This is a genomic window from Cryobacterium soli, from assembly GCF_003611035.1.
Lineage (GTDB): Bacteria > Actinomycetota > Actinomycetes > Actinomycetales > Microbacteriaceae > Cryobacterium > Cryobacterium soli.
This window is the reverse complement of record NZ_CP030033.1, coordinates 421,398-437,103: the sequence shown is the minus strand read 5'-3', so window position 1 is coordinate 437,103 and position 15,706 is coordinate 421,398. Positions and strand designations below refer to the sequence as shown.

At 68.3% G+C, this 15,706-nt stretch carries 15 protein-coding genes; 12 read left to right on the top strand and 3 right to left on the bottom strand.

Going from position 1 to position 15,706, the window contains the following annotated elements:
- Positions 1-87: 87 nt before the first annotated feature.
- Positions 88-462, bottom strand: coding sequence for a DUF4870 domain-containing protein (locus tag DOE79_RS02075; RefSeq protein WP_120337069.1), 375 nt, complete (start codon positions 460-462; stop codon positions 88-90).
- Between the two features lie 93 nt (positions 463-555).
- Positions 556-957: a DUF4870 domain-containing protein gene (locus DOE79_RS02070; RefSeq protein ID WP_120337068.1), complete on the bottom strand. Its 402-nt coding sequence runs from the start codon at positions 955-957 to the stop codon at positions 556-558.
- A gap of 167 nt (positions 958-1,124) precedes the next feature.
- Here DOE79_RS02070 and hrcA point away from each other — a divergent pair, with 167 nt between their 5' ends.
- The 9 genes from hrcA (at position 1,125) to DOE79_RS02025 (ending at position 10,236) form a co-directional block, all read left to right on the top strand.
- Positions 1,125-2,144, top strand: a complete 1,020-nt coding sequence (hrcA, locus tag DOE79_RS02065; protein WP_120337067.1) for a heat-inducible transcriptional repressor HrcA — start codon at positions 1,125-1,127, stop codon at positions 2,142-2,144.
- A gap of 57 nt (positions 2,145-2,201) precedes the next feature.
- Positions 2,202-3,311 carry a molecular chaperone DnaJ gene (gene dnaJ / locus DOE79_RS02060; RefSeq protein ID WP_120337066.1) on the top strand — a complete coding sequence of 370 codons (1,110 nt, stop codon included), beginning with the start codon at positions 2,202-2,204 and terminating at the stop codon, positions 3,309-3,311.
- Between the two features lie 15 nt (positions 3,312-3,326).
- Entirely contained in the window at positions 3,327-4,073 is a 747-nt protein-coding gene (locus DOE79_RS02055) for a 16S rRNA (uracil(1498)-N(3))-methyltransferase (protein ID WP_120337065.1), read from the top strand.
- A 19-nt stretch (positions 4,074-4,092) separates the two neighbouring features.
- Positions 4,093-4,455 (top strand): HIT domain-containing protein, encoded by a 363-nt coding sequence (locus DOE79_RS02050; protein WP_120337064.1) that lies wholly within the window; start codon positions 4,093-4,095, stop codon positions 4,453-4,455.
- A complete protein-coding gene (locus DOE79_RS02045; RefSeq protein ID WP_120337063.1) occupies positions 4,409-5,533 on the top strand; it encodes a PhoH family protein in 1,125 nt (374 codons plus the stop codon). The genes DOE79_RS02050 and DOE79_RS02045 overlap by 47 nt, the downstream gene beginning before the upstream one ends.
- Positions 5,530-5,997: an rRNA maturation RNase YbeY gene (gene ybeY / locus DOE79_RS02040; protein ID WP_120337062.1), complete on the top strand. Its 468-nt coding sequence runs from the start codon at positions 5,530-5,532 to the stop codon at positions 5,995-5,997. Before DOE79_RS02045 ends, ybeY begins: the two co-directional genes overlap by 4 nt.
- Positions 5,994-7,322, top strand: a complete 1,329-nt coding sequence (locus tag DOE79_RS02035) for a hemolysin family protein (RefSeq protein WP_120337061.1) — start codon at positions 5,994-5,996, stop codon at positions 7,320-7,322. Before ybeY ends, DOE79_RS02035 begins: the two co-directional genes overlap by 4 nt.
- On the top strand, positions 7,306-8,208 hold the full coding sequence (gene era, locus DOE79_RS02030) for a GTPase Era (RefSeq protein ID WP_066595187.1): 903 nt from the start codon (positions 7,306-7,308) through the stop codon (positions 8,206-8,208). Before DOE79_RS02035 ends, era begins: the two co-directional genes overlap by 17 nt.
- 264 nt (positions 8,209-8,472) lie before the next feature.
- Positions 8,473-10,236, top strand: coding sequence for an HNH endonuclease signature motif containing protein (locus DOE79_RS02025; RefSeq protein ID WP_120337060.1), 1,764 nt, complete (start codon positions 8,473-8,475; stop codon positions 10,234-10,236).
- 54 nt (positions 10,237-10,290) lie between these two features.
- Here the strand turns inward: DOE79_RS02025 and DOE79_RS02020 are convergent, their stop codons facing one another.
- Positions 10,291-10,704 (bottom strand): PPOX class F420-dependent oxidoreductase, encoded by a 414-nt coding sequence (locus tag DOE79_RS02020; protein WP_120337059.1) that lies wholly within the window; start codon positions 10,702-10,704, stop codon positions 10,291-10,293.
- Between the two features lie 82 nt (positions 10,705-10,786).
- Here DOE79_RS02020 and DOE79_RS02015 point away from each other — a divergent pair, with 82 nt between their 5' ends.
- From DOE79_RS02015 to DOE79_RS02005, 3 genes are all read left to right on the top strand, one after another.
- Complete coding sequence (locus DOE79_RS02015) at positions 10,787-11,665, top strand: ketopantoate reductase family protein (RefSeq protein ID WP_120337058.1); 879 nt, start codon at positions 10,787-10,789, stop codon at positions 11,663-11,665.
- A gap of 162 nt (positions 11,666-11,827) precedes the next feature.
- Entirely contained in the window at positions 11,828-13,078 is a 1,251-nt protein-coding gene (locus DOE79_RS02010; protein ID WP_162942567.1) for an alpha/beta hydrolase, read from the top strand.
- Positions 13,075-15,669 carry a phosphatidylglycerol lysyltransferase domain-containing protein gene (locus DOE79_RS02005; RefSeq protein ID WP_245977072.1) on the top strand — a complete coding sequence of 865 codons (2,595 nt, stop codon included), beginning with the start codon at positions 13,075-13,077 and terminating at the stop codon, positions 15,667-15,669. The genes DOE79_RS02010 and DOE79_RS02005 overlap by 4 nt, the downstream gene beginning before the upstream one ends.
- Positions 15,670-15,706: the final 37 nt, after the last annotated feature.

Genomic DNA, 15,706 nt, shown 5'->3' with positions numbered 1-15,706 from the left:
CTCCGCTCCCACCCGCGAACCGTGAGTTAAGCCCTAGAACGCGCGAGTTCTCGGTGCTCACCTCGCAGCTCGCGAGGGGGAAACGGGCTAGCTGAGGAACTTGATGGTGAGCGGGTAGGTGTACCACTCGCCCTTGTTGGCGGCGATGGCGGCCATGATGCTGAAGACGATGTTGAGGATCCACACCGCGGCCAGGATCAGGAAGCCGATGCCGATGACGGTGAGGATGCCTCCGACGAACCCGGCGATGGCCAGGGTGATCTGGAAGTTCAGAGCGGTTGCCGTGTGCGCCCGGATGAACGGGCCGCGGTCCTTGAGCACGATGTAGCCGATGAGGGCAGGCAGGAAGCTGAAGAGGATCCCGCCGATGTGGATCAGGGTCGCCCAGAGCTTCTCGTCGGCCGGGCTCAGCTGACTCTGTGCCTGGTACGGGGCTGCGGGGGGAGGCGTTGCCTCTGACATGGGATCTCCTTCGTGACTCCCGGCGGTGCGGGGCGGCGTCCGGCGCCGCTGTTACCAGAATAGCGCCGCTCGCCCCAACCCGGAGTCTGCAAACTAGCTGATCAGACGGATAGAGAAGGGGTAGCGGTACGGCCGGCCGTCGCGAGCGCTCAGATAGCCGAGCACGGAGAAGATCGATCCGACCAGCCACAGCACCCAGCCGAGCGAGAAGAGCCCGGACAGCAGGCCGAATGTGATCAGACTGAGAATCGTGGACAGAACGTTGAGGGCCACATAGCCGATCAGCAGGGTGATCTGGAAATTCAGCGCTTCCTTGCCTTGTTCGTTGGTGAACGGGCCCCGGTCCTTGAAGACCAGCCAGATGATCAGGGAGGGCGGGAACGAGAGGATGCCGCCCAGGTGAGCCAGTGACGCCCACTGCCTGTCCTGCTCCTGGGAGAGCGGAGGCCCTGATGACGGCCCGTTCGATGGTCCCTGACCGGTGGGATAGCTCATGGCGGTGTCCTTCGGTGAGCGGTGCGTGGGTGTGCTTGTGCCCACGCTACTGCGCAAAATCGTCGGGGAGCAATGGGTATCCAGCCCGCTCGCGATATGATTAGCAGTCAAACAATGAGAGTGCCAGCCAGTTGGTGGCAGGACCGGGCGTGAGGGAGGCGATCGGAATGGTGTCGGATCGTAGTCTCGAAGTGCTCCGCGTCATCGTGCAGGACTACGTGGCCTCGCGCGAACCGGTGGGGTCCAAGTCGATCGTCGACAGGCATGCCTTCGGAGTCTCGGCAGCGACCATCCGCAACGACATGGCCCTGCTCGAGGAGGAAGAGCTCATCATCGCGCCCCACACGTCGTCGGGGCGCATTCCCACCGACAAGGGCTATCGCCTCTTCGTCGACCACTTGGCCGACCTGCGCCCCCTGACCGGCGCCCAGCGGCAGGCCATCGAGGTCTTCCTCGGCCAGTCCGCCGATCTGGACGAGGTGCTGGCGCGGAGCGTCAGGTTGCTCTCGCAGCTGACCCATCAGGTGGCCCTCGTGCAGTACCCGTCGTTGTCGCGCGCTAGCGTGCGGCACATCGAACTGGTGCCGCTCAGCGACACCCGGGTGCTGTCCGTCCTGATCACGGACTCCGGACGCGTCGAACAGCGCGTGGTGGAGTTGACCCGCGCCGTGGACGAGGTCGCCCTGGCCGAACTCCGCACCCGGCTCAACGCCGTGGTCGGCGGTCTGAGCATGAGCGAGGCGGCCGCCGCGCTGACCGGGCCGACCGGGCTGGGCCCGCCCGAACTGCAGGACCTGATCGACCTCATCACCGGCACTCTGCGGGACCAGGTGGGCGCCAACCGTCAGGACCGCCTGGTCATGGCCGGCGCCGCGAACCTGGTGCGCACCGAGGACGACTTCAGCGGCAGTATCTACCCTGTGCTCGAGGCCATCGAGGAGCAGGTGGTGCTGTTGCGCCTGTTCGGCGAGATGGCCACCGACCAGCACGGCGTCTCGGTGAGCATCGGCCGTGAGAACGCGCCGTTCGGCCTGGGGGAGACCTCCGTGCTCACGAGCGGCTATACCTCCCACGGCGATGCGGCCCGGCTGGGCGTGCTCGGCCCGACCCGCATGGACTACTCCAACAACATGGCGGCCGTGCGCGCCGTCGCCCGGTACCTCTCGCGCCTGCTCGGCGAGAACTAGCCGCCCCCACACCTTCCCACCGACACTTTTCACCCCAGAACCCGAGGAGAGCCAGCTTTGGCTGACCATTACGAAGCACTCGGCGTCGCGCGCGATGCCACCACCGACGAGATCAAGAAGGCCTACCGGCGCCTCGCCCGCCAGTTGCACCCCGATGTGAACCCGGGCGCTGAGGCATCCGAGCGGTTCAAGACCATCACCCACGCCTACGACGTGCTCTCCGACCCCAAGCAGCGCCAGAACTACGACCGCGGCGGCTCGGGCAACTCCGGCCAGGGCGGCGGCTTCGACGCCGGCAACTTCGGCGACATCTTCGAGACCTTCTTCGGCGGGGGAGGCGGCGGCAGCCGCGGCCCGCGGTCGCGCCGCGAACGCGGGCAGGACGCCCTCATCCGCGTGGAGCTCGACCTCGACGAGGTGATCTTCGGCACCCACCGCGACATCGAGGTGGACACCGCGATCGTCTGCGCCACCTGCAACGGCAGCTGCTGCCAGCCCGGCACCTCCCCGGTGACCTGCGACATCTGTCACGGCACCGGAAGCATCCAGCGTGCCGTGCGGTCCCTGCTCGGCAACGTCATGACCTCCAGCCCCTGTGGCTCCTGCCGCGGCTACGGCACCATCATCGCCACGCCCTGCGTCACCTGCCAGGGCCAGGGCCGCGTGCGCGCGCGCCGCACGGTTCCGGTCGACATCCCCGCCGGCGTCGACACGGGCCTGCGCCTGCAGATGCCCGGCAGCGGCGAGGCCGGACCGGCCGGAGGCCCCAACGGCGATCTCTACCTCGAGATGAAGGTGCGGCACCACGACGTCTTCAGCCGTGACGGCGACGACCTGCTGTGCACCCTCGAGGTGCCCATGACCGACGCCATCCTCGGCGCCACGGCCACGGTCAAGGCCCTCGACGGCGACATCGAGGTGGAGCTCCGCCCGGGCGTGCAGGCCGGCGAGATCCTCACGGTCAAGGACCGCGGGATCACGCGGCTGCGCGGCAACGGCCGTGGCGATCTCCGCGTCGGCGTGCAGGTGCTCACCCCGACCAAGCTCGACCACAAGGAACGCGAACTCATCGAGGCCTTCGCCGCCCGCCACAAGGTCGCGGCACCGGCCCTCAGCCACTTCCAGCAGGGCCTGTTCGCGAAGCTCCGCGACCGGTTCCTCGGTTAGGGACGCCCGCTAGCGATGGCGCATTTCTTCCTCTCGGAGACTCTCGGCCAGGCCCCGTCCGCCATGCAGGTGGGGGCCACGGTGAGCCTCACCGGCGCCGAGGCCAAGCACGCCGTCACGGTCAGCCGGGTGCGCCCGGGCGAGACCCTGCTGGTGGGCGACGGCGCCGGGCTGATGCTGGGGGTCACCGTGATCACGGCGGCTCCGACCGAGCTTGTGCTCCGCGTCGACTCCGTGCGGCACAGCCCGCCGGCGACTCCGCGCATCCTGCTCGTGCAGGCGCTGGCCAAGGGCGACCGCGATGAACTCGCGGTGCAGGCGGCCACCGAACTCGGCATCGACGGGGTCATCCCGTGGGCGGCCTCACGGTCGGTGGTGCGGTGGGAAGGCGTCAAGGTGGCGAAGGGGCAGGCCCGTTGGGCCGCCATCGTGCGCGAGGCCAGCAAGCAGTCAATCCGGCCCTGGCTGCCAGAGGTGGCGGCGCTGGTCAGCACCAAGCAACTTGCACAGCTCGCCGCCACCAGCCGGATGCTGCTGCTCGAACCCACCGCGGACACCCGGCTGACCGCGATCGCGCCACCGACCGACGATCGTGACATCGTTCTCGTCGTGGGCCCGGAGGGCGGGATCGCCGCATCGGAACTGGACGTCCTCGAGGCGGCCGGCGCCAGCCGGGTGCGCCTGGGCGACACCGTGCTGCGCACGTCGACGGCGGGCCCCGCCGCCGTCGCCATCCTGAACGCAACCCTCGGTCGCTGGTAGTTCCGCTTAAGATAGACGTATGGCCTCCTCCGGTGCAGAACCCTCCATCTTCAGCCGCATTGCCGCGCGCGAGATTCCGGCGACCATCGTCGCGGAAACCGACCACATCATCGCGTTCAACGACATCGCCCCGCAGGCGCCCGTCCACGTGGTCGTGACCACCAAGACCCAGCAATACCAGAACGTCGGCGAACTCGCGGCCGGCGACCCCGCCCTCCTGGCCGAACTGGTCGCCGTGGCCGGCCGGGTGGCCGACGAACACTGCGCGGGGGAGTACCGCTTGATCTTCAACACCGGCGCATCGGCCGGCCAGACGGTTTTCCACGTGCACGCCCATGTGCTCGGCGGCACTCTCGAGGAGGGGACGCTTGCAGCCCTCTGACCCGGAGACTCCCGGAACAGGCGCACTGCCCGCGGTGCGCACACTCCTCGTCGACGGCGTCGCCATGGTGCGTCTGCTCGGCCCCCAGGACCGGTTCCTCAGCACCATCGAGAAGGAATACCCGGACGTGACCGTGCACGTCCGCGGCAACGAGGTCACCCTCACCGGGCCGGCCGCCTCCACGGATGCCGTGGTGCGCCTGATCGAGGAGCTGCAGCTGCTTCTGCGTACCGGGGCGGACCTCGGCGAGACCGAGGTGACAACCTCGGCGCGCATGCTCGGCGCCGACAGCACGTCGAGCCCGTCGACGGTGCTCGGCCAGACCATCCTCACGTCGCGTGGCCTCACGGTGCGCCCCAAGACGCTCGGTCAGAGCAGCTATGTCAACGCGATCGACGAGAACGCCATCGTCTTCGGCATCGGGCCGGCCGGAACCGGCAAGACCTACCTCGCCATGGCAAAGGCCGTGCAGGCGCTGCAGCGCAAGGAGGTCGACCGCATCATCCTCACCCGACCGGCCGTCGAGGCGGGGGAGCGGCTCGGGTTCCTGCCCGGCAGCCTCACTGACAAGATCGACCCGTACCTGCGGCCACTCTACGACGCCCTCTTCGAGATGATGGACCCGGAGCTGGTGCCCAAGCTGCTGGCCGCCGGCACCATCGAGGTGGCCCCGCTGGCGTACATGCGCGGGCGCACCCTGAATTCCGCGTTCATCGTGCTCGACGAGGCCCAGAACACGACGCCGGAGCAGATGAAGATGTTCCTCACCCGGCTCGGCTTCGGTTCCCAGATGGTTGTCACCGGTGACATCACCCAGGTGGACCTGCCCGCCGGCGCCAGCGGACTCCGCCTGGTCACCAAGGTGCTCGACGGAATCGACGACATAGCCTTCGTTCGCCTGACCAGCGCCGACGTCGTGCGCCACAGCCTTGTCGGCCGCATCGTCGACGCCTACACCGAATACGACGCGCAGAAGCAGGCCCAACGCTACGAAAGCGAACAGGCCCGCGACTTCGCATCCCGCGCTCCGCACCAGGGGAACCCGCGCGATCGCACCCCGAAACGGAGATCCAGTTGAGCATCGAAATCAACAATGAGTCGGCCATCCCGGTCGACGAGGCCGCCATCCTGAGGCTCGCCGCCTTCGCGCTGGACACCATGCACGTGCATGCCGACGCCGAACTGGCGATCGTGCTCGTCGACGAGGGCGCCATGGAACAGCTCCACGTGCAGTGGATGGATGAGCCGGGTCCTACCGACGTCCTCAGCTTCCCGATGGACGAACTGCGCCCCGGCACCGAAGACGCCATCACGCCGCCGGGCCTGCTCGGCGACATCGTGCTCTGCCCGCAGGTGGCCCAGGGCCAGGCGGAGACCGCCGGCCACAGCACCCTCGACGAACTGCTGCTGCTCACCACGCACGGCATCCTGCACCTGCTCGGCTTCGACCACGCGGAGCCAGAGGAAGAGAAGGAGATGTTCGGCATCCAGCGCGACATCCTGATCGGCTTCTCCATGCAGGAACGACGCCGGCCCCGATGATCGTCGGGTGGTTCCTCACGGCCGCCATCCTGCTCGTCGCGTTCGGCGGGCTGATGGCCGCTGTCGACGCTGCGGTCACATCCCAGTCCCGGGCCGACATCGCCGAACTCGCCGTGACCGCACGTTCGAAGCGGTCACTGCGTGCTATCGCCGCCGATACGGGCGCGCACCTGAACGCCATCAACTTCGTGCGGATCATCGCGGAGACGACCGCGGCGGTGCTCGTCACCCTCGTGTTCGCCACCACGATCGACCAGATCTGGTTGGCCCTGCTGCTGTCGGCCCTGCTGATGACGGCCGTGTCGTTCGTGCTCGTCGGGGCCAGCCCGCGCAGCGTGGGCCGGGCGCATCCGAAGAACCTGCTCGTGCTCACGGCCGTTCTCGTGCACTTCCTGCGCGTGCTGCTCGGCCCTGTGGCCAACGCCCTGGTCGCCCTCGGTAACCGGGTCACCCCGGGCCGCAGCCGTCTCGCCACCTTCACCTCGGAGGACCAGCTGCTCAGCATGGTCGATGAGGCCACCGAGCTGGACGTGATCGAGGAAGACGACCGCGAACTCATCCACTCGATCTTCGAGTTCAGCGAGACCGTCGTGCGCGAGGTCATGATCCCGCGCACCGACATGGTCACCATCGACGCCGACGCCACCGTCGGTGCCGCCATGGGGCTGTTCCTCAGCAAGGGCTACTCCCGGGTGCCTGTCGTGGACGGAGAGGTGGACGACGTCATCGGTGTGCTCTACCTGCGGGATGTCTCCCGTCTCGTCTACGAGCGCCCGCGCAACCTCGAGAGCCTCACGGTGCGGGAACTGGCCAAGGCCGCCCAGTTCGTGCCCGAGTCCAAGAAGGCCGACGCGCTGCTCCGCCAGATGCAGCTCGAATCAAACCACCTCGCCATGGTCGTCGACGAGTACGGCGGAATCGCCGGTCTGGTGACCCTCGAGGACCTCATCGAGGAACTCGTGGGCGACATCTCCGACGAGTACGACCGCGACGTCGTGGAGATCGAAGACCTCGGATCAGGCCGTTTCCGGGTGAGCGCCCGACTGCCCGTCGATGAGCTCGGCGAGCTGTTCGACCTCGACCTCGACGACGACGAGGTCGATTCAGTCGGCGGCCTGCTCGCGAAGGTGCTCGGACGGCTTCCCGTCGCCGGGTCCGAGGCGAGAACCAGCGGCCTCATCCTCACGGCGGAACGTACAGAAGGCCGCCGCAAACGAATCAGCACAGTGCTGGTTGAACCAGACAAGGCGTTGAGAGACGCACAGTCCGCATTCCTGGGAATGCCGGACACAGAAGGAGCACACGGCAATGACAAGAGAACCTGACTTCAGAGCGGGGTTCGTCTCGTTTGTCGGGCGCCCCAACGTGGGCAAATCCACCCTGACCAACGCCTTGGTGGGGGAGAAGGTGGCGATCACGTCGTCGAAGCCGCAGACCACCCGGCGGGCTATCCGCGGCATCGTGCACCAGAAGGACGGCCAGCTGATCCTGGTCGACACCCCCGGCATCCACCGCCCGCGCACCTTGCTCGGCGAGCGGTTGAACAGCCTGGTGCAGTCCACGCTCAGTGGCGTCGACGTCGTCGGCCTGTGCATCCCGGCCAACGAACCCATCGGCCCTGGCGACAAGTTCATCAACGAGCAGCTGGACAACTTCCCCCGCGCCAAGAAGGTGGCCATCGTCACCAAGATCGACATGTCCTCCAAGACCAGTGTCGCCAACCAGCTCCTCGCCGTTTCGCAGCTGCGCGACTGGGAGGCGATCGTGCCGATCTCGGCCACCAGCCGCATCCAGCTGGATGTGCTGAGCAGCGAACTGCTGCGACTACTGCCGCTCAGCGACGCACCACTGTACCCCGCTGATGCCGTGACCGACGAGAGCCTGGAGTCCCGGATCTCCGAGTACATCCGGGAGGCCGCCCTCGAGGGCGTGACCGACGAGCTGCCGCACTCGATCGCCGTCACGATCGACGACATCATCGAGCGCGACGACCAGGAACTCGTGGAGATCTACGCCAACCTCTTCGTCGAGCGCGACAGCCAGAAGGGCATCATCATCGGCAAGTCCGGCGGCCGCCTCAAGGATGTCGGCATGCGGGCACGCAAGCAGATCGAACCTCTCGTGGGCAAGCGGGTCTTCCTGTCCCTGCGCGTGAAGGTCGCCAAGGAATGGCAGCGCGACCCGAAGCAGCTGGGCCGCCTGGGCTTCTAGCGCCGGGCTCCGAAGCGAGGCTTGTCGGGGCGGTGCCTCCCGGTCCAGTCAGAGGCCGTGCGGCGGGACTCAGCCGGTTAACACCGTGCTGGGCCCCGTCTTTTCTGTGCACCCTGACGCCCCGTCCCGTCGATCGAGCCCGTCGAGATCCTTTGGATGTCCCTATGAACTTGCAATGACTCGGGCGCAAGTATTCTCGAGATTCCCTTGTGGATAACGTGACATTTCCTCACAATATTCTTTGATTCGTGGGAGAATGAGGGTATGGACGAAGAGCTCGTACACGGCTCCACCGCACCGCTGGGAGACACTCCCGCCGGCGGTACTCCGCAGGACTGGAACACCAGCCTGGCCGGTCCGGCACCAGTTCCCGCAGCCTTCGACGTCCCCGCTGACTCGAGCGTAAACGCGGCCACCGATACTCCCATCGACGGCGACCGGGCGGTGCCCGCGCCGCCTCGCGCGGGTCGCCGGGGTGCCCCGCAGCCCACCTGGCGGGACCCCGCACGGCTCCCCGCGGTGCAGCAGGCACATACCGGGGTGTTCGGACAGAAACTGCAGGTCCTGGCGCGGGCCGCCGCGGTGGTGCAGGAGGTGATGGGTTCGATCGATGTCGACGGGCTCACCGATGCGGAGCTGGTCGCGCTGACGCAGATGACGGAGCAGGTCGGCCGGCCCGCGGATCTGGCCCGGGTGACCACCGCCACGGTGGTGGAGTACCGGGCTCGGACGGGGTTGGGTCGGGACTCGTTGGCGTGGCGGTTGGGCGCGTCGCACCACACCGACCTGTTGACCCGGTTGACCGGGGCGTCGGGCCAGGAGATGAAACGCCGGGTGCGGTTGGGGGAGAGGATCGCCCCACGCATGATGGGCGGCACCGTCCTCGACCCCGTCTTCCCCACCGTCGCCGCCGCGCTGGCCGACGGGGAACTCGGGCTGGACGCGGCGGAGGAGATCGTGAAGGGCCTGGCCGACTACAAGGTCCACGGCCGGTTCGATGCGAACCCCGCCGACGTCGACGCCGCCGAGGCCGGGCTGGTCGAATCGGCCACCGGCTCCGTCTACGGCCGCAGCACCGACGGCGACCCGATCACCCGACTGGGCGACTCAGACGGGTTCGCCTACCCCGCCGATGCTCTCCGGGACATGGCTCTGCAGTGGCAGGCGGCACTGAACCCCGACGGCCTCGCGCCCAACGAGGAGGTCCTCGAGGCGAAGTCCACGTTCTCCTTCGGCGGGATCCGCAACGGCCTCTACCCCCTCCGCGGCGGCGTCACACCGGAACTCAAAGGCATCATCCAAACCCTGTTCAACACCTACCAGTCCGCCCGCACCGCACCCCGGTTCCCCTCCGCCGAGGAACAGGAACGCATCGAAGCCGGCGAACTCGTCCCCGGAGAGATCCTCGACGACCGCAGCGGCGGCGAGAAACGAGCCGACATCCTCCGCGGCATCCTCACCCAGATCGCCCAAGACCCCCGCACCCCCACCATGGGCGGGATGCCACCAACCGTGATGGTGCACGTCAGCGCCGCAGACCTCCTCGCCGGCATCGGCGTCGGCTGGATCGACGGCGTCGACGCACCCTTGTCGATGAAAACGATCAACCAGATGGTCGACAACGGCGGCATCCGCCCGGTGTTCTTCGGCGGCAACGGCGCCGTCCTCGCCCTGGGCAACAAAGCCCGCTGCTTCAGCCCCCTCCAACGCCGCGCCATCACCGCCCGAGACGGCGGCTGCATCGTCCCGAACTGCACCAGCCCGGCCCAATGGACCGAACTCCACCACGTCATCCCCTGGCAGAACGGTGGCCCGACCGACATCGACAACGGGGTACTGCTCTGCTGGTACCACCACCACACCATCGACACCGCCGGGTGGAAGATCCGCATGGTCAACGGCATGCCGCAAGTGAAGGCACCGCACTGGCTCGACCCCACCGGCACATGGCGCCGACCCAACCAACACCGCGCCCACGACCCCAACACCCACGACCCGGACACGCGACAACCACCGAACACGGAATGACCCACCGGGTCTCGACACGCTCGACCACCGGGACGCAGTCTGCTTGGCGGTCTCCTATGTGTTGGGGGAGCGGGGGCTGCTGATCCGCAGCAGCACGCGGGTTTTGGCACCGGATTTGCCGAGTCGTTCGATGAACAGGAAGATCCGGTACTCGAGTCGGTATTTTGCGGCGAAGACCGCCGTCAATACAGCCCGGCTCCGGTCGTCGTCTTCGATAACGGCCATCGCCTCCAGCGGCAGCGCACCGGCCGCCACGGCTCCGGTGCGGGAACAGGGGACCAGCTGCACCCGGGAGGTGTGGCGAATCCGCTTCACCTTGCCGCTCTGCCTCGGGGTGGTCACGATCAGGTCGTCACCGTCCCTGGCAATCCACACCGGGGTCGAGACTGGCTCTCCCGTGCGGCGGAACGTGGTGAGCGACACGAAGCGTTCGTCGCCGAGGCCGGCCAGCGTGGTGGAAGAGGACATTTCCACACTGTATCTGCTCCACAATGGAACGGGCGGCAGACGCCGCACGCACAATGGAAGGTCCCCATGTCACAGGTGTCGAATGTCTGAGCCGGTCATCGCTGTTGTGGGTGCCGGAGCCGTGGGAGGGCTCATCGCCGTCCTGCTGCACGGAAGCGGGATCGATGTCGTCGCCGTCGCACGTCCGGAAACGGCTCGGCACATCAACGCTGACGGCCTCACGCTGCATAGCCCCCATTTCGGCGACCAGGTCGGCCGACTCACGGCGGTGACGGAGATTCCCGTCGGTGCCCGCGTGATCGTGGCCACCAAGGCCTATGCCCTCCCTGGAATCGTCGATGCCCTCCGGCGAGCGCAACCCGCCGAGGTCGTGTCCCTGCTCAACGGCATCGAACACATGGACGTGCTGCGGCAGGCAGCCCCCGATGCCCGCGTCGCGGGCGCTACGGTCGCTGTCGAGAGCACCCGACTCGGGCCCACGATCATCGACCACCGCAGTCCGTTCCTGCGGCTCACCGTTCCCGCCGACGGGGAGAGCACCGGAGTCGTCACGGCCTGGAAAGGCGCCGGACTCGATGTCACCGTGGGCGGAAGCGAGGCGGAGGTGCTCTGGAGCAAACTGCGATTCCTGGCTCCGATGGCGCTGCTCACGTCCTACTGGGGAGTCAGCATCGGGGCCGCCCGGGACCAGGACCCTGCCCTCACCACCGCGTTGCTGGCCGAGGTCGCCCAGATCGCCACCAGGGATGGTGTGCCGTCGGACCCCGCCCAGCTCGCCCGGGCTATCCACGCGCTCCCACCCGGCATGCGGTCCTCCCTGCAGAATGACCTGGAGGCCGGGGCGGAGGACGAGCTTGACGCCATCGGCGGCGCCCTGCTGCGACGTGCCAGCCGGCACGGCGCGCCCGCCCCTCGTGTGCAGGAACTCGTCGACGATCTGAGCACCCGTGGAGCGCGCTGACGGGCCGGTTTCAGCCGTCCGCTCCGATACCTGAGCGGTACCTGACAGTGTCCCGTGAGCGGGCCGATGATAGCCAGCGCGTGCTCTGAAACCTCGTTCAGAACGATCACTCCGGGTGCGTGGCCGAGCACAGCGGGTGCACAGTTGATCCGGAGGACATTCGTGAGCACATTCCTGAACACCAGCATCGTCGGTGGCCCGCTTCTTTTCGCCCTATACGGGGTGACGGCGGTGAGCCTGATCGTTCTGGCCGCCCGTCGTCTGCCGACCCCGAGCACACTGATCGGACTCGGCCTGGTCGTCGGCGGCGCTGCGGCAGGGTGGACGCTCAGCTGGCTGGTGAGCGACGTCTGGGATCTCTTCGGAGTCTCCCTGAGTACGACGACCCGCCTCTGGGCTGCCGGGTTCTTCGGTGCTCTCGCTCTGATCGTGTTCGCCCTCGTCACCGCGAGGAGGTGGCGCCGAATGGTCGCCGTCGTCGCCATCCCGCTGCTGCTGCTCTCCGCGGCGGCGGGGGTGAATGCTGACTTCGGGCAGTTCACGACGGTGCGCACCGCCCTCGGACTCCCCACCTACGACTCGCTCGCTGTGGCGACTTCAGGCTCGACGCCCGCGACGGGAGTGGTGGGCACCGTGACGATTCCGGCCACCACCTCGGGGTTCGCCGCTCGGTCTGCCCTCGTCTACCTTCCGCCGGCCGCGCGCAGGACCAACCCGCCAGCACTGCCGGTCGTGGAGATGCTGTCGGGCCAGCCCGGCAGTCCTGCCGATGTCTTCACGGCGGGCCACCTGGCCACCATCCTCGACGGCTACGCGGCCGCGCACGGAGGGGTGGCTCCCATCGTCGTGGTGCCCGACCAGCTCGGTGCCCCGGAACAGAACCCGATGTGCGTCGACTCCACGCTCGGCAACTCGGCGTCCTACCTCACCAAGGACGTTCCGGACTGGATCCGGGCCCACCTTCATGTCGCCGCCGGCCCCGCCGGCTGGGCAATCGCCGGATTCTCCCAGGGCGGAACCTGCTCGATTCAACTCGGCGCCGCGCATCCGGAGCTCTACGGAACCATTCTCGACATCTCGGGTGAACTGGCCCCGCAGAAGGGCAGCGTCGCCCAGACCATCGCCGCCGGGTTCGCCGGCGACGCCACGGCGTACGCGGCAGCGGCTCCCGTCTCCGTGCTGGCCGCGCACGCGCCGTACGAGAACCTCACGGTGATCGTCGCCGTGGGTGGCGACGACACCCGGTACCTGCCCTGGTCCCAGTCCGTGAAGGATGCCGCGGACCAGGCCGGCGCTCACACCCACTTCATCGTGTCGCCGGGCACCGCGCACGACTGGCACACCGTGCAGTATGCGTGGACCCAGGCCCTGCCCGTGCTCGCCGAGAGCACCGGATTGAGTGGCCTGTCGTGAGCACTCCCACCCTCTCGGGCGCACAGACACCGGTCACCCCGCCGCCGGTCACCCGGCCGTCGGCTCTCCGACAGCGGATGCGCCGCCTCGCCACCAGCGCCGCGCGTACGCCGTTCTCCCTCAGCGTCGCGGTGCTTCTGCTCGCCACCGCGTTGGCGACGGGGCTGCTCCGGGGCCCGTCGTATGCCCTGCGCCTCTTGCTCGGCACCGGATATCACTCCGCGATCGGGCTGGGGCACTGGTGGACCCCGATCACGTCGGTGTTCCTCGTTGACAACATCGCCGAACTCGTCCTGGCGATCCTCGGCGCGGTTCTCGTGCTCGGAGCCGCCGAGCGCCTGCTCGGCACCGGCCGCACCATCCTGGCGTTCCTGGCCACGGCGGTGATCGGCACGGGCCTGGGGCTGGTGCTGCAGGACTTCGGCGTCGCCGGCGGCGAGATGTGGTCTCGGGGAGTGCGGGAGCTGTGGGCGCTCGACCCGTTCACTCCGATCCTGGGCACCATCATGGCCGCGAGTGGATTCGCCGGGGCGCTCTGGCGCCGGCGCATCCGGGTGCTCACCCTCGCCGCTGCGCTCGTCCTGCTGCTCTACTCCGGCCAGCCGAGCGACCTGTACCGGCTGCTGGCCGTGCTCACCGGCCTCGTTCTGGGGATCGTGCTCCGGCCGGTGCGGCGCGAAGCGGCCTGGCGGCGCAGTTCCGATCATGAGACGCGCACCCTGTTCGGCGCGATCGTGGCCGTGCTCGCCATCGGTCCCGTGGTCACTGTGGTGTCCGGTGGCCGGTTCGGGATCCTCGCGCCGCTCGGGCTGCTGCTCACCCAGGAGGTTCCTCCGGTCGGCGACGTGGTCGACCGTTGCCTGCTCGGGAACATCACCCGGCAGTGTGTGCACGAGCTGACTCTGGAGCGGATCGGCGGAGTCGGTCCGGTGCTGGTGAGCCTGCTGCCGCTCATCGTCCTGCTGATCGCCGCGTACGGCCTGACCCGTGGCCGCCGGTTCGCCGCGGGGCTGGCCATCGTCGTCAACGTGGGGATGGCCGTCCTCGGCGCCTGGTACTACGGTCTGCTCCCCGTCTCCGGCGAGCCCTATTCGTTCCAGTGGCGCTCCGGCCACTACTGGGAGGTCGCACTGGTGCTGATCGTGTCGGTGCTGGTGCCCGCGGCCACCGCGGTCTGGATCGCCCTGTCCCTGCGCCACTTCCCTGTGCGCACCCGCCCCGGCTACCTGCGGCGGTTCGCGGTGATCACGACGGGCGGACTGCTGGTGCTGTCGGTCGTGTACGTGAGCCTGGGCTGGGTTCTGCGCGATCGCTTCCGGCCGCAGGTGACCCTGGCCGACCTCGTCGCCGACCTACCCGAACGCTTCATCCCGGTCGGGTTCCTGAGACTGGAACGCCTGTCCTTCCTGCCGGGGGATCCCCTGTCGACCGTGCTCTACCACTGGGTAGGACCGATTTTCTGGCTGCTCGTCATCGGCGGAGCCCTCCTGGCCCTCCGCACCGGTGCCGTCGGCGCCCCACCGGAGGACCAACTGCGCCTCCGCGGTCTGCTGCGCGCAGGCGGCGGCGGTTCGCTCGCCCATATGACCACCTGGGAGGGGTCCTCACTGTGGTTCACTCCGACGGAGCCCGAGCCGGTCACGCCCGTGGCCATCGCCTACCGGGTGGTGAACGGCGTGGCCATCACGGTCGCAGAGCCCGTCGGCGTGGACCCCGCCGATGACCTGCCGCGGGCATCGGCGGTGGTCGCCGCCTTCGCCCGCATGTGCGACGACCACGGCTGGGTGCCGGTGTTCTACTCCCTGCGCGAACGCTGGCGCCCGGTGTTCGACGAGATGGGCTGGCAGGCCATGGAGGTGGGGGAGGAGACCGTGCTGCGCCCGCACAACTGGGCCACAACCGGCAAGAAGTGGCAGGACATCCGTTCCTCCGTCAACCGGGCCCAGAAGCTCGGGGTCCGCGCCGTGTGGACCTCGTACCGGTCCTTGCCTCTGCGGCAGGCCGCACAGATCGCGGAGATCTCCGAGCAGTGGGTGCAGGAGAAGGGCCTGCCGGAGCTCGGCTTCACGCTCGGCGGACTCGACGAACTGCGCGACCCCGACGTGCGGCTGATGCTCGCGATCGACTCCGACGACCGAATTCTGGCTGTCACGAGCTGGCTCCCCACCTATCGGGGCGGCGAGGTGATCGGGTGGACCCTCGACTTCATGCGGCGAGGTTCGGACACCATGAATGGCGTCATGGAGTTCCTGATCAGCGAGACGGCGTCACTGCTCAAAGACCGGCCGGAGGTCGAATTCCTCAGCTTGTCCGCGGCACCGCTTGCGAGGAAAGACACGCCCCAGTCCGAGGGCGAGACCGGCAGCCTGGCCGCGCGGATGCTCGACTTCCTCGGTCGTACGCTGGAGCCCGTGTACGGGTTCCGGTCGCTCTTCGCATTCAAACGCAAGTTCCAGCCCGAGTTCCACCCGCTCTTCATGGCCTACCCCGACCCGGTGGCGCTGCCGGCCATCGGCGTCGCGCTCGCCCGCGCCTACCTGCCCACTCTCACCATGCGGGAGGCCGCGGCCTTCGTTCGCAGCCTCGGGTGACCCCGCAGCCCGCGTACATCGCTCGGATGATCCTGGG

Bases quoted from the DNA above. Each gene is read 5' to 3' on its own strand.
- DOE79_RS02075 (WP_120337069.1), bottom strand. From the start codon at position 462: ATGTCAGAGGCAACGCCTCCCCCCGCAGCCCCGTACCAGGCACAGAGT.
- DOE79_RS02070 (WP_120337068.1), bottom strand. From the start codon at position 957: ATGAGCTATCCCACCGGTCAGGGACCATCGAACGGGCCGTCATCAGGG.
- hrcA (WP_120337067.1), top strand. From the start codon at position 1,125: ATGGTGTCGGATCGTAGTCTCGAAGTGCTCCGCGTCATCGTGCAGGAC.
- DOE79_RS02055 (WP_120337065.1), top strand. From the start codon at position 3,327: ATGGCGCATTTCTTCCTCTCGGAGACTCTCGGCCAGGCCCCGTCCGCC.
- DOE79_RS02050 (WP_120337064.1), top strand. From the start codon at position 4,093: ATGGCCTCCTCCGGTGCAGAACCCTCCATCTTCAGCCGCATTGCCGCG.
- DOE79_RS02045 (WP_120337063.1), top strand. From the start codon at position 4,409: ATGTGCTCGGCGGCACTCTCGAGGAGGGGACGCTTGCAGCCCTCTGAC.
- DOE79_RS02035 (WP_120337061.1), top strand. From the start codon at position 5,994: ATGATCGTCGGGTGGTTCCTCACGGCCGCCATCCTGCTCGTCGCGTTC.
- era (WP_066595187.1), top strand. From the start codon at position 7,306: ATGACAAGAGAACCTGACTTCAGAGCGGGGTTCGTCTCGTTTGTCGGG.
- DOE79_RS02025 (WP_120337060.1), top strand. From the start codon at position 8,473: ATGGACGAAGAGCTCGTACACGGCTCCACCGCACCGCTGGGAGACACT.
- DOE79_RS02020 (WP_120337059.1), bottom strand. From the start codon at position 10,704: ATGTCCTCTTCCACCACGCTGGCCGGCCTCGGCGACGAACGCTTCGTG.
- DOE79_RS02015 (WP_120337058.1), top strand. From the start codon at position 10,787: ATGTCTGAGCCGGTCATCGCTGTTGTGGGTGCCGGAGCCGTGGGAGGG.